10 protein-coding genes are annotated in these 13030 nt (G+C 59.1%); 9 read left to right on the forward strand and 1 reads right to left on the reverse strand.

The genetic code is table 11. The features are described 5' to 3' along the window. Window positions 1-26 precede the first annotated feature (26 nt). The 9 genes from CR159_RS18110 (at window position 27) to CR159_RS18150 (ending at window position 12557) form a co-directional block, all read left to right on the forward strand. Complete coding sequence (locus CR159_RS18110) at window positions 27-1259, forward strand: paraquat-inducible protein A (RefSeq protein WP_233208394.1); 1233 nt, start codon at window positions 27-29, stop codon at window positions 1257-1259. Between the two features lie 9 nt (window positions 1260-1268). After that, window positions 1269-2981 carry a PqiB family protein gene (locus CR159_RS18115; protein WP_102075367.1) on the forward strand — a complete coding sequence of 571 codons (1713 nt, stop codon included), beginning with the start codon at window positions 1269-1271 and terminating at the stop codon, window positions 2979-2981. A gap of 7 nt (window positions 2982-2988) precedes the next feature. Further along, window positions 2989-3630 carry a PqiC family protein gene (locus CR159_RS18120; protein ID WP_102075368.1) on the forward strand — a complete coding sequence of 214 codons (642 nt, stop codon included), beginning with the start codon at window positions 2989-2991 and terminating at the stop codon, window positions 3628-3630. 149 nt (window positions 3631-3779) lie between these two features. Continuing rightward, on the forward strand, window positions 3780-7592 hold the full coding sequence (putA, locus tag CR159_RS18125; protein ID WP_102075369.1) for a trifunctional transcriptional regulator/proline dehydrogenase/L-glutamate gamma-semialdehyde dehydrogenase: 3813 nt from the start codon (window positions 3780-3782) through the stop codon (window positions 7590-7592). Between the two features lie 133 nt (window positions 7593-7725). Beyond that, entirely contained in the window at window positions 7726-8886 is a 1161-nt protein-coding gene (locus tag CR159_RS18130; RefSeq protein ID WP_102075370.1) for a branched-chain amino acid ABC transporter substrate-binding protein, read from the forward strand. A 68-nt stretch (window positions 8887-8954) separates the two neighbouring features. Further along, the gene (locus tag CR159_RS18135; RefSeq protein WP_102075371.1) at window positions 8955-9887 is read left to right on the forward strand and encodes a branched-chain amino acid ABC transporter permease; all 933 of its coding nucleotides are present in this window, start codon (window positions 8955-8957) and stop codon (window positions 9885-9887) included. Next, the gene (locus CR159_RS18140) at window positions 9884-10975 is read left to right on the forward strand and encodes an ABC transporter permease subunit (protein WP_102075372.1); all 1092 of its coding nucleotides are present in this window, start codon (window positions 9884-9886) and stop codon (window positions 10973-10975) included. Before CR159_RS18135 ends, CR159_RS18140 begins: the two co-directional genes overlap by 4 nt. After that, a complete protein-coding gene (locus CR159_RS18145; protein WP_199173365.1) occupies window positions 10972-11826 on the forward strand; it encodes an ABC transporter ATP-binding protein in 855 nt (284 codons plus the stop codon). Before CR159_RS18140 ends, CR159_RS18145 begins: the two co-directional genes overlap by 4 nt. Further along, window positions 11823-12557, forward strand: a complete 735-nt coding sequence (locus tag CR159_RS18150) for an ABC transporter ATP-binding protein (RefSeq protein WP_102075373.1) — start codon at window positions 11823-11825, stop codon at window positions 12555-12557. The genes CR159_RS18145 and CR159_RS18150 overlap by 4 nt, the downstream gene beginning before the upstream one ends. A gap of 21 nt (window positions 12558-12578) precedes the next feature. On the opposite strand, the gene dut is transcribed toward CR159_RS18150, so the two are convergent. Beyond that, complete coding sequence (gene dut, locus CR159_RS18155) at window positions 12579-13028, reverse strand: dUTP diphosphatase (RefSeq protein WP_102075374.1); 450 nt, start codon at window positions 13026-13028, stop codon at window positions 12579-12581. Window positions 13029-13030 lie beyond the last annotated feature (2 nt).

Genomic DNA, 13030 nt, shown 5'->3' on the forward strand with positions numbered 1-13030 from the left:
AACGCACGCCCATCGAACCGGGCGCAATGGCTAAGTGCACGCGTTGCGGGTACGTCTTGTATCGACGTAGCGCAGTGCCGATTTCAGGTTGGCTGGCGTTGGTCACAGGCGCGCTGCCGATCTTCGCCATTGCCAATTACTTTCCTGTCGCCATCTTGAACATCCAGGGCCAGACGGTAAGGGCGTCGTTTCCCGGAGCCTTGTGGCTCACGTGGGTTCAAGGCCACGAAGTACTGGCCATCATGACGGGCCTGTTCGGTTTCTGGCTGCCGTTCACCCAACTGACGATCCTGCTTTGGGCCTTGATGTCCGTCCGTTCCGGGCGACTGCCGGCGGATTTCCGGCATGGCATGCGTTTCCTTCACATGTTGGCGCCATGGAGCAACATGATTCCCGTGATGATGCTCGGCATGCTCGTCGCGATGGTCAAGTTCGCAGGCCTTGCCACCCTGGCTCCGGGGCCGGGCTTGTGGGCCTTTGCGATCCTTGCCTTTTTGCTTACCGGGTTGAGCCGTGTTACGGCCGAGCGCTTGTGGCGCTATGCCGAGGATTCCAAGCTGGTACTCGCGTCGAAGCCCGATATCGCCGAGGACAGATCGGTCGCATCGTGTAGCGCTTGCGGCTATGTACAGAATCTGCCGCCGGAACACGATTCGTGTACCTGTGCCCGATGCGATGCCCGGATTCACGCGCGTAGGCCCAATGCTTCATCGCGCGCTTGGGCGCTGGTCATTGCGGCAGGCATTGTTTATATACCCGCCAACGTTCTGCCTGTCATGCATGTGCGCACGCCTACGGGCGAGAGCGCCCACACAATATTGGGCGGCGTACTGGAGCTCTGGTACCTGGGCTCCTGGGATCTTGCCCTGATTGTTTTTGTGGCCAGCGTTGTCGTTCCCATGACGAAGATACTCGCCCTGATGGTGCTCTTGTTCAACCGCCGATGGCGCGGGCCGCGAATTCAACGCCAGCGCACCCGGCTTTATGAGCTCGTCGAGTTTATTGGACAGTGGTCCATGCTGGATGTCTTTGTCGTGGTGCTTATGTCGGCCATGGCCAATTTCCCCGGCATATCGCAAGTCATCGCAGGGCCTGGCGCGGCCAGTTTTGGCTTGGTGGTCATCCTTACCATGTTGGCGGCAATGAGCTATGATCCGCGTCGAGGCTGGGATCGACAAGCGGAAATGCACCCTTTTCGCACGATGCATTTGCGTCGTGGCTCCTCTCGGCAGGCAGCGCCTGGCACAACGCAGTCTTAAAAGAATCGTATGACAGATCATCAAACGCCACCTGACTCGCCTACACCTCCATCCAGCGAACCGGCCGGCACCAGCGACCCGACGCGTACTGCGACGGGCTTGCCCAAGCCCGATATCAAGCCGCCGCGCGAGGCTCGCTTTTCATGGATATGGCTGGTGCCGCTGGTTGCGGCATTGGTGGGTGTGTCGTTGCTGGTGCGCGACTGGATGCATACCGGGCCCACCATCACAATCAGCTTTGAATCCGCCGATGGTCTGGAGGTAGGTCAAACGAAGGTTCGCTATAAAGACGTAGTCATCGGTGAGGTTACCGGTATCAAAGTAGCGCCTGACCGTACCAAAGTGTTGGTCGATGCCCAACTGAACCGTGAAGGGTCTTCGTACATCACGCAGGAGGGTACCCGCTTCTGGGTCGTGCGGCCACGTCTGGGAATCAGCGGTGTCTCGGGCCTGGGTACCTTGCTGTCGGGCGCTTATATTGGCGTGGATGCGGGTGCCCGCGGTGACGAGGCTGATGAAGATGATGAATCCGTCTACGAATTCATCGGACTGGAGAAGCCGCCCGAGATTGCCAGCGGGCGTGCCGGGACCCGTTTTACCTTGCTTGCCCCGGATCTCGGTTCGCTTGAAATCGGCTCGCCTGTTTACTATCGGCGTATCGAAGTCGGCCAGGTGGTGGGCTACGACCTGGACAAGAGCGGTAAAGGGGTTGCCATCCAGGTTTTTGTCGACAAGCCCAACGACCAGTTCGTTACGCAGAACACCCGGTTCTGGAATGCCAGTGGCATCAACGTTTCCTTGAGTGCCGACGGTTTCAATGTGCAGACCGGTTCGATCGTCTCGGTCATGGCCGGGGGGGTGGCGTTCGCAGCACCCGACGATGGCACCTCTCCCGAGCGCGCTGGTTCAGACCATGTGTTTACGCTTGCGGATACGCAGGTTCATGCCATGGCCGATCCCGATGGTTCTCCCATGAACATCGAGATGAAGTTCAACCAATCCGTGCGTGGCCTGAAAGTCGGGGCGCCGATAGAGTTCCGCGGGCTGGAGCTTGGAAGGGTAATCGACATCGATCTTGAATTTGATGCAAAGGAGAAGTCCTTCTATGCGTTGGTGAAGGGCGAGCTGTATCCGCTGCGCTTCGGCGCCGCCTACCAAAATGTGATCAAGCATGATCCAGCTGCCAAGGAGCCGGGCCTGAACTTATTGCGATTCATGATCGAGCGCGGATTGCGAGCGCAAATGCGAGCCGCCAACCTGCTGACCGGTCAACAATATGTGGCGCTCGAGTTCTACCCGGATGCCACGCCCGTCGTTGTTGACCGCAAGTCCTCGCCTATGGAACTGCCAACGATCGCGGGTGACTTCGACCGATTGCAGCAACAAATCAGCAGTATTGTCGCCAAGATCGACACCATTCCGTTTGAGGGAATCGGCAACGATTTGCGTGCAAGCTTGAAGTCCGCCAACAAATTGATGGCGAGTCTCGACGACAAGGTTGCACCTCAGGCCAGCGCGATGCTCAAGGCAGCCAGGAGCTCCCTAGCGCGCGTTGATAAGTTATTGGCCCCGGGGTCGGCCATGAATGACAACATCGAGGGCAGCTTGCGCGAGCTTACCGCGGCGGCGAAGTCGCTGCGCGCCCTGGCTGATTACTTGCAAACCCACCCTACGGCGATCTTGCGCGGGCCCGCCCGCGATCCCGTGCCCGTCAGCCCTTAGGAAAAGAATGAATCCAGGCCGAATTTTTTATGCCGTATTGCTGATCGCCGGGCTGGCTGCCTGCGCCAGCCCAACAAGACAGTACTACACCTTGCTGCCTGCCTCCACGGTGGCCGATTCCTCCGCCGTGGAAACCAAGGCGTCGCCGAAGTTTGCAATCAGTGTCCAGCCCGTAGAACTGCCAGAGCAGGTTGACCGCCCCCAGATTGTGATCAATGATGCGAATGCCGCGCAGGTTACACCGCTCAATAGCGCGCTATGGGCATCGCCACTATCGGATGAGATACGGAATGCCTTGTCCAATGCGCTGTCGCGCCAGCTTGGCGTACTGGATATTGCTTCCGGGGGAACCCCTGAGTCCCTGCCAATATGGCGGATCAATGTGCGGGTACAGCGTTTCGATTCCGTCTATAACGAGCGCGCGGTACTGGATGCGACATGGCGTCTCACGCCCGTTCACCAACGGGGCAAGAAAACAATAATATGTCGCGCCGAGGTTCAGGTACCGGTCGAGACGGGCATGTCGGCATTGATTGCGGGGCATCAAGAGGCCCTGCAGAAACTCGCGGCGTTGATTGCGGCGCAATTGATGAAGCCGGCGGATGCACGCCAGATCGCCGGTGTGGATACCAAAGGTTGTACCTCTTAGAAAAAATCGGTAGCAAGGGTTAACCATAGTACAAAAATGAGTACAACCTGTTTAGTATTCCTTTCTCGCTTGTAGCGGGAATTTGAAGCAGAAGAGGCGCCCGCACGCGCGCCGCTGCTCGATCAAAAAAGGTAATACGGGGATAGGCTATGGCAACAACCACGCTGGGTGTCAAAGTGGACGAAACGCTGCGCGAGCGATTGAAGATTGCGGCCGCGAAGCTGGGATGCACACCACATTGGTTGCATAAGCAGGCTGTTCTGGCCTATATCGATGCCATCGAGCGGGGACAGCTGCCCGCTGAAATCGCTTTTCTAAACAACGACGATGATACGCCCGGCGACATCACTACATCGTCCGAACCCGTCCTGCCTTTTTACGAGTTCGCACAGGATGTGCAGCCGCAATCCGTATTGCGCGCCGCTATTACTTCCGCCTATCGTCGCCCCGAAACGGAGTGCCTGCCGGTCTTGCTCGACCAGGCGCGGTCCGCGCATTCTCAGGAAGTCCATGTCCTGGCGCGCCGCCTGGTGGAGGCACTGCGCGGCAAGCGCAAAGGCGGAGGCGTCGAAGGCCTGATCCAGGAATTTTCCCTGTCCAGCCAGGAAGGCGTGGCGCTGATGTGTCTGGCCGAGGCCTTGCTTCGCATACCCGATCGTGCCACCCGCGATGCACTCATACGCGACAAGATCAGCCACGGAGATTGGCGATCCCATATGGGCGAGTCGCCATCTTTATTTGTCAATGCGGCAACATGGGGGCTGATGCTCACGGGCAAGCTGGTCAGTGTCAACAGCGAGCAGTCTCTTTCCAAGGCGCTGACGCGGCTTATCGGCAAGGGCGGCGAGCCGCTCATCCGCAAAGGCGTGAATATCGCCATGCGCATGATGGGCGAGCAGTTCGTTACCGGGCAGACTATTTCGGCCGCCATCGCCAATAGCCGCAAGCTTGAAGACAAGGGCTTCCGGTATTCCTACGACATGCTGGGCGAGGCGGCCACTACCGCCGATGACGCGCAGCGCTACTACGTCTCGTACGAGCAGGCCATACATGCCATCGGTAAGGCATCGCAAGGCCGCGGTATTTATGAAGGGCCGGGTATTTCCATAAAGCTCTCCGCCTTGCACCCCCGCTATTCGCGGGCCCAGCGCGAACGCGTCATGGCGGAACTCCTTCCGCGCATGACAGCGTTGGCCAAACTGGCGCGCAGCTATGACATTGGCCTGAATATCGACGCCGAAGAGGCAGACCGCCTGGAAATCTCGCTCGATCTTTTGGAGGCCTTGTGCTTCGATCCGGAACTTTCGGGGTGGAACGGCATCGGCTTCGTCATCCAGGCCTATCAAAAGCGTGCCCCTTTCGTCATTGACTATGTCATCGACCTTGCCCAGCGCAGCGGGCATCGCATTATGGTGCGGCTGGTCAAGGGCGCCTATTGGGATACGGAAATCAAGCGCGCGCAAGTTGATGGGCTGGAAGGATATCCCGTCTACACGCGCAAGCTCTATACCGATGTGTCTTACCTCGCTTGCGCGCGCAAATTATTGGCCGCGCCGCAATCTGTATTCCCACAGTTCGCCACGCATAACGCCCACACGATGTCGGCGATCTACTACATGGCTGGGCAAAACTATTATCCCGGCCAGTACGAATTCCAGTGCCTGCACGGTATGGGAGAGCCGCTCTATGACGAGGTCACCGGCCCTCTTGCCCAAGGCAAGCTGAACCGGCCATGCCGCATCTACGCGCCGGTGGGTACGCATGAAACGCTGCTGGCGTATCTCGTGCGCCGACTTCTGGAGAACGGGGCGAACACGTCATTCGTGAATCAGATCGGTGACGAGACGCTGGCTGTCGATTCGCTTATTGCAGATCCTGTGCAATCGGCGATGCGCATCCAGCCTCTTGGTGCTCCCCACGAAAAAATTCCCCTGCCCAGGCACCTGCTCGAAAACGCGGATGGCCGGTTGAATTCGGCGGGCATGGATCTTTCCAATGAACAACGGTTGAGCTCCTTATCGGCAGCGCTCCTGGGTAGCGCGGGTCATGGTTGGCGCGCTGCTCCGATGCTGGGCGACGACAATGCGGTATGGGACGAGTCCCGTGCGCAGGTGGTACGCAATCCGGCGGATCGGCGGGACGTGGTGGGGCAAGTCATTGAAGCGAACGAGGCCGATGTGGAAGCGGCTTTGGCGGCCGCCGTTCATGCGGCCCCCATCTGGCAGGCGACCCCGGTCGGTGAACGCGCACAATGTCTGGTGCGAGCCGCGCAAATGCTTGAGGACGAGATGCAGCCATTGTTGGGGCTGATCGTTCGCGAGGCCGGTAAATCGCTTTCCAACGCTATTGCAGAGGTGCGCGAAGCCGTCGACTTCCTGCGTTATTACGCCGCCCAGATCGAAGGTTCGTTTTCCAACGATACCCATCGTCCATTGGGGCCTGTTTTGTGCATCAGCCCCTGGAATTTTCCATTGGCAATCTTTACCGGACAGGTGGCGGCAGCGCTTGCCGCGGGAAATCCCGTGCTGGCCAAGCCCGCCGAACAGACCAGTTTGATCGCCGCCGCAGCGGTTGCCGTATTACGCCGTGCCGGCGTTCCAGCCGGCGCCGTGCAGCTATTGCCCGGCAAGGGGGAGACCGTGGGCGCGGCGCTGGTAGCCAGTCCCGATGTGCGGGGAGTCATGTTCACCGGCTCTACGGATGTGGCCCGGCTTATCTCCAGGACGCTCGCCCAACGCTTGGATGACGCGGGGCATCCTATCCCGCTGATTGCGGAAACCGGTGGTCAGAATGCCATGGTCGTGGACTCGTCCGCCTTGGCCGAGCAGGTCGTGTTCGATGTATTGACCTCCGCCTTTGACTCGGCAGGGCAGCGATGCTCCGCGTTGCGGGTGCTGTGTGTCCAGAAAGACTGTGCCGGGCATGTGCTGACGATGTTGCGTGGCGCCATGCAGGAATTGAAGGTAGGCCGCACCGACGTCCTGTCTGCCGATGTAGGACCGGTCATCGACGTACAGGCGCAAGCCGATATTCAGGCCTATATTCAGGCCATGCGTGATGCGGGACATCGCGTCGACCAGCTCGTGCTGGATGACCAATGCCTGCATGGGTCTTTCGTTCCCCCCACCATCATAGAAATAAGCGATGTGGCGGCCTTGAAGAAAGAGGTGTTCGGCCCCGTCCTGCATGTTGTGCAGTACGAGCGCGACGGACTCGATGCCATGATCGACGCGATCAACGCCACGGGCTATGGGCTCACTTTTGGCGTGCACACGCGGCTGGACGAAACCGTGGCACGTGTATCCGAGCGCATACACGCCGGCAATATCTACGTGAATCGTAATATCGTCGGCGCGGTCGTCGGCGTGCAGCCATTTGGCGGTGAAGGGCTCTCGGGCACGGGTCCCAAGGCGGGCGGCCCCATGTACCTGTTGCGTTTGCTTGCGCGGTCGCCCCAGGGTCTGCCGGCATGGTGCACACCGGACCATATTGACGCCAAACCACTCGCTCTCAATGGCCCTACCGGCGAGAGCAACCTTTACTACGTCAAGCCGCGCGGCACTGTCCTGTGCGTCGCGGCGACCGAGACCGGCGCGTCCAGGCAGTTTGAAGCGTGTGCAAGCACGGGTAATCGCATGTCCCTGCTCGATACAGCGGCAGGTCACGCATTCCATGCCGCATGCAATGCGCAGCAGCAAAAATCAATCCGGCTCGTAAGCAGCGACGAGGTCGAACATGGCGATTATCAGGCGGTTCTGTTCGAAGGCGACAGCGATACGTTGCGGGAGCTTAATCAGAATGTCGCGCAACGCCAAGGTCCCATTGTTTCCGTACAGGGCCTGAGCAGCGACGAGTTGGCAGCCGGCGCGGCGTATCGCCTTGAGCGTTTGCTGCGTGAAGTTTCGGTTAGCGTGAATACCGCCGCGGCGGGTGGCAACGCCAGCTTGATGATGGTGGGCTGATTGCAGAGCCTGCAAATAGGGAAGAAGTTCTTTTAAGGGTTACGACCCATTATAAATGGGTTGTACTTTTGGTTTAATTCGTGGTGTTACTCGCAGCAGGCATACTACGCGTTCTTAAATAACGGAGATAAACATGCAGTCCACTAAAGGATTCAAGCTTTTAGCCGCAACAGCCGCCGTCATGGCCGGCTTTGCGTTCAGCCCGGCCCACGCGGCCGAGAATACGGTCGTGAAGCTCGGCTTTGCCGCTCCGCTAACCGGCCCTCAGTCGCACTATGGCGAGGACATGAAAAATGGTCTTACGCTTGCACTCGAAGAGGCCAATAAACAGAATATCCAGCTCGACGGCAAGCCGGCAACATTCGAACTGGTCTCCCGTGACGACCAGGCCGACCCCCGTATGGCCGTGCAGGTTGCACAGCAAATCGTGGATGAGGAAGTAAACGGCGTGCTGGGGCACTTCAATTCGGGTACCACAATACCCGCGTCCAGCGTCTACAACGACGCAGGCTTGCCGCAAATAGCCATGGCCACGTCGCCCGAATATACCGATCAGGGCTACGACACCACCTTTCGCATGATGACCAGCGACACGCAGCAGGGCGCCGCAGCCGGGCAGTTCATTGTCAACGAGCTGGGCGCCAAGACGGTTGCCCTGATCGACGATCGGACCGCGTATGGCCAGGGCCTGGCCGACCAGGTTGCCAAGGCCGTCGAGGCAGCCGGCGGCAAGGTGATAGCACGCGAGTACACCACCGATAAAGCCAATGACTTTACCTCCATCCTGACCAATATCAAGTCCAAGGAACCGGCCGCCATTTTCTTTGGTGGCCTGGATGCGCAGTCGGGTCCGATGCGTCGGCAAATGGTCACGCTGGGCATCAAGGCACCTTTGGTTTCCGGTGAAATGACACGTAGCGCCACGTTCCTGAAGCTGGCTGGTGAAGCCGCCAACGGCACGTATGCGTCGCTCGCCGGGGTGCCGCTGAAGCAGATGGCGGCAGGTGAGAAATTCCAGTCCAACTACAAAGAACGCTTCAAGGTCGAGCCCGGCGTGTATGCACCGTATGCCTATGACGGCGCGTGGAACATGATCACGGCCATGAAAGAGGCCGGTTCAGCCAAACCAAAGGCTTACCTGCCGAAACTCGCATCGTTGCAGCGCTCGGGCGCAACCAGCCAGAACATTGCCTATGACAAAAAAGGCGACCTCAAGGAAATTTCAGTCACCATCTACGAGGTAAAGAACGACAAATGGGAAATGGTCAAGACCATGGTCAGCAAGGCTAACTAACCCGACGTTGTTTTATTGCAGTCCCTTTCGGGCCGGCGGTGCCGGCCCCATTTCTAGAGTCATAAAGCATGGACATTCTCATACAACAGTTGATCAATGGCATCACTGTGGGCAGCGTATATGCCCTGGTTGCCCTTGGCTACACCATGGTTTATGGAATCATAGGCCTGATCAATTTCGCCCATGGCGACGTGGTCATGGTTGGCGCGATGGTAGCGACCACATTGGTGGTAACGCTTATCGGCGCAGACCCGGGCAGCATGGCGGCATGGCTCGCCATCGTCATTGCCCTGCTTGTTTCAATTCCTGTTTGCATGGCGCTGGGCTGGCTCGCCGAGCGCTACGCCTATCGTCCCTTGCGACGCGCACCGCGCCTGGCCGCCCTCATTACAGCGATCGGCGTCTCGATCATTATCCAGAATATCGCAATGATGGTGTGGGGACGCAACTACCTCAGCTTTCCCCACGTCATCGAACCCGTGGTCTTCCCCATAGGCGGCGCGCGCATCAGCCTGCTGCAGATCAGTATTATCGTGATCGCCACCGCCATCATGGCCTGCCTGTTGCTCGTGGTGCACCGGACGCGACTGGGTACCGCCATGCGCGCGACGGCCCAGAACCGCGAGGTCGCCGGTCTCATGGGCGTCAACATCAATACAGTCATATCCGCAGCTTTCCTGATCGGGTCCGCACTGGCCGCCGTGGCCGGCGTCATGGTCACGACTTATTATGGCGTGGCGCAGTACACCATGGGCTTCATGCTCGGCCTCAAGGCGTTCACCGCCGCAGTGTTGGGCGGCATCGGCAACCTGGGCGGGGCGATGCTGGGCGGCTTGCTGCTGGGCATCATTGAGTCCCTGGGCGCCGGCTATATCGGAAACCTCACCAATGGCGTCTTCGGCAGCAACTACCAGGATGTCTTTTCGTTCATCGTGCTCATCCTGGTTCTGGTTTTCCGCCCGTCCGGCTTGCTCGGCGAGCGCGTGGGAGACCGCGCATGAGCACGCAAAATGCCGCTACCCGTTCGGGTGTGTCGCTGAAGGTGTGGCTGGGGATCGCCTTGTTCGGCGTAGTCCTTGCGATCCTGCCGTTCATCCTGGGCATGGCGGGCCAGAGCTGGGTCCGCACCTTGAACTTCGCGCTGTTGTACGTAATGCTGGCGCTCGGCCTGAACGTCGTCGTCGGCTTCGCCGGCCTGCTTGACCTGGGCTATATCGCGTTTTATGCGGTGGGCGCCTACGTATGGGCCTTGCTGGCCTCGCCGCATTTTGGCTTGCACTTGCCATTCTGGATGGTCCTGCCGGCCGGTGTGGTGCTGGCGGCCTTCTTCGGTGCGATGCTCGGAGCACCCACGCTGAAGCTGCGTGGCGATTACCTGGCCATCGTCACGCTGGGATTCGGCGAAATCGTGCGTATCTTCATGAACAACCTGGATGCGCCCATCAACATTACCAACGGGCCCCAAGGCATTAACCGCATCGATGATATTTCAATATTTGGATTCGATTTTGGCCGCTCGCAAGAGATTCTTGGCCTTCGCATCACCGGCCCTGAGAAGTACTACTACCTTCTGTTGCTGCTTACGATCATCATTGTCGTCATATGCGCGCGGCTGCAGAACTCGCGCATAGGCCGCGCATGGGAAGCCGTGCGTGAAGACGAGATCGCCGCCAAGGCTATGGGCATCAACACGCGCAATATCAAGTTGCTGGCATTCACCATGGGCGCCAGCTTCGGCGGCGTCGCCGGCGCCATGTTCGCGTCCATGCAAGGTTTCGTCAGTCCGGAAAGCTTCAGCCTGACCGAATCCATCATGGTCTTGTGCATGGTGGTGTTGGGCGGCATGGGCAATATTCCGGGTGTCATCCTTGGAGCCATTCTGCTCTCGGTATTCCCCGAGTTCCTGCGCGCCATCGTGGTGCCCATACAGCAAGCCGTTTTCGGCGATGTCATCGTCGATCCGGAAGGCATACGCATGCTGTTGTTCGGCTTTGCGTTGGTACTGGTAATGATATTCCGACCGGCCGGACTTTGGCCTTCGGCGGTGCGCCGTCGTGAGCTTACCGGGGCAAAAGGAGGGCAGGCATGATTCCCGCCGCTATCAATAAAGACGTCCGCTCCATGCCAGACCTGTTGCTGGTGGCCAATAAGCTGAACAAACGCTTTGGCGGCTTGCAGGCTTTGTCCGACGTCAGTTTCTCTATTTGCAAGGGCGATATCTACGGGCTTATTGGTCCGAACGGGGCCGGCAAGACCACGTTGTTCAACGTCCTGACCAGCTTGTATGTGCCGGAATCCGGCAACTGCAATTTCATGGGCCATCAACTGACACGCTTGAAGCCGCACCAGATTGCGGTAGTGGGCATCGCCCGGACCTTCCAGAATATACGGTTGTTCGGCAACCTGAGCGCGATCGAGAATGTGATGATAGGACGGCATATCCGTACCCGCGCAGGTTTGTGGGGGGCCATCAGCCGGAACAAGCGTACCCGTGATGAAGAGGCGGCCATCGAGCAGCGTGCCCAGCAGTTGCTCGATTACGTGGGCATCGGACACCGCTCCAATGACGTTGCACAGTCTTTGCCATACGGTGATCAGCGTCGGCTGGAAATTGCGCGGGCGCTTGCCACCGAACCCACCTTGCTGGCCCTGGATGAGCCCGCCGCGGGTATGAATGCGTCAGAAACCGTAGTGCTGCGCCGCCTCATCGAAAAGATACGCGATGACGGTGTTACCGTCCTGCTTATCGAACACGACATGAAGCTGGTCATGGGTTTGTGCAATCGCGTGCTGGTATTGGAATATGGCAAAGTGCTTGCCGAAGGCAAGCCTGCCGATGTGCAGCGCAATCCCAAAGTTATCGAGGCTTATCTAGGCGCGGGAGCGGCCAGCGAGGCCGCGAAAGCACCGGCCGGCGCCACCACAAAGGACATGCAATGAGCCAAGCCGATAATTTGCTTGAAATCCGGCAGCTTGACGTCGCGTATGGCGGTATCAAAGCTGTGCGGGCCATGGATTTAACTGTAGGCCGAGGCGAACTGGTCAGCCTTATTGGCGCGAACGGCGCCGGAAAAAGCACGACCTTGCGCGCTATTTGCGGCCTGGTTCCCGTGTCCGGCGGCGAGATACTCTACGACGGCAAATCCATAGTGGGTACGCCTTCGTACATGCTGGTGCGTCAAAGTCTGGTCATGGTGCCCGAAGGCCGGGGCATCTTCGGCCAATTGACGATAGAAGAGAACCTTGCCATGGGCGGATACAGCCGGAATGACGCTGCGGGAGTCCAGCGGGACACGGAGCGGGTACTGGATCTGTTTCCGCGCCTGGCCGAGCGGCGCCGGCAATCGGCGGGCACGCTGTCGGGGGGAGAGCAGCAGATGCTTGCCATGGGCCGTGCCATGATCTCCCAGCCGCGCCTGCTGCTGCTGGATGAGCCCTCCATGGGGCTCGCGCCGCTGATGGTCGAGAAAATTTTCGAGGTCATACGGACCATCGCCGCGGAAGGTGTCACGATCCTGCTGATCGAGCAGAACGCGAAGCTGGCGCTGGAGACCAGCAATCGCGGTTACGTCATGGAGTCGGGGCAAATCATCCTGCAAGGGCCTTCCGGCCAGTTGCTGGATGATCCCAAGGTGCGGGCTGCCTACCTGGGCGAAGAAGAAGCGGTGTAAGGGCCTCGGCACCGCATTTTCTTACGACCTTCCGGTGCTGCCGAATCCGCCGGCGCCGCGAAGGCTGTCTTCAAAGTCATCGACAATGTCGAACTCGATTTGCTGGACCGGCACGACGACCAACTGGGCCAGTCGCTCCATCGGCTGCAGGACATAGTCTGTCTGACCGCGGTTCCAGGCTGAAACCATGAGCGGGCCCTGATAGTCGGAGTCGATCAGGCCGACCAGATTGCCCAATACGATACCGTGCTTGTGCCCCAGGCCGGAGCGCGGAAGAATCATGGCGGCATATGCCGGGTCGGCAATATGTATGGACAAGCCCGTTGGTATCAACTCAGTGGCGCCTGCCGGCAAGGTAAGGGGCTGCTCTATGCAGGCGCGCAAGTCCAGCCCGGCTGAACCGCCTGTCGCGTAAGCGGGCAGGTAGTCGTTCATGCGCGGGTCCAGGATTTTGAGGGCAATTTTTCTCACGT

Source organism: Pollutimonas subterranea (genome assembly GCF_002849655.1).
In the GTDB taxonomy this organism is placed as follows: Bacteria; Pseudomonadota; Gammaproteobacteria; order Burkholderiales; family Burkholderiaceae_B; genus Pollutimonas; species Pollutimonas subterranea.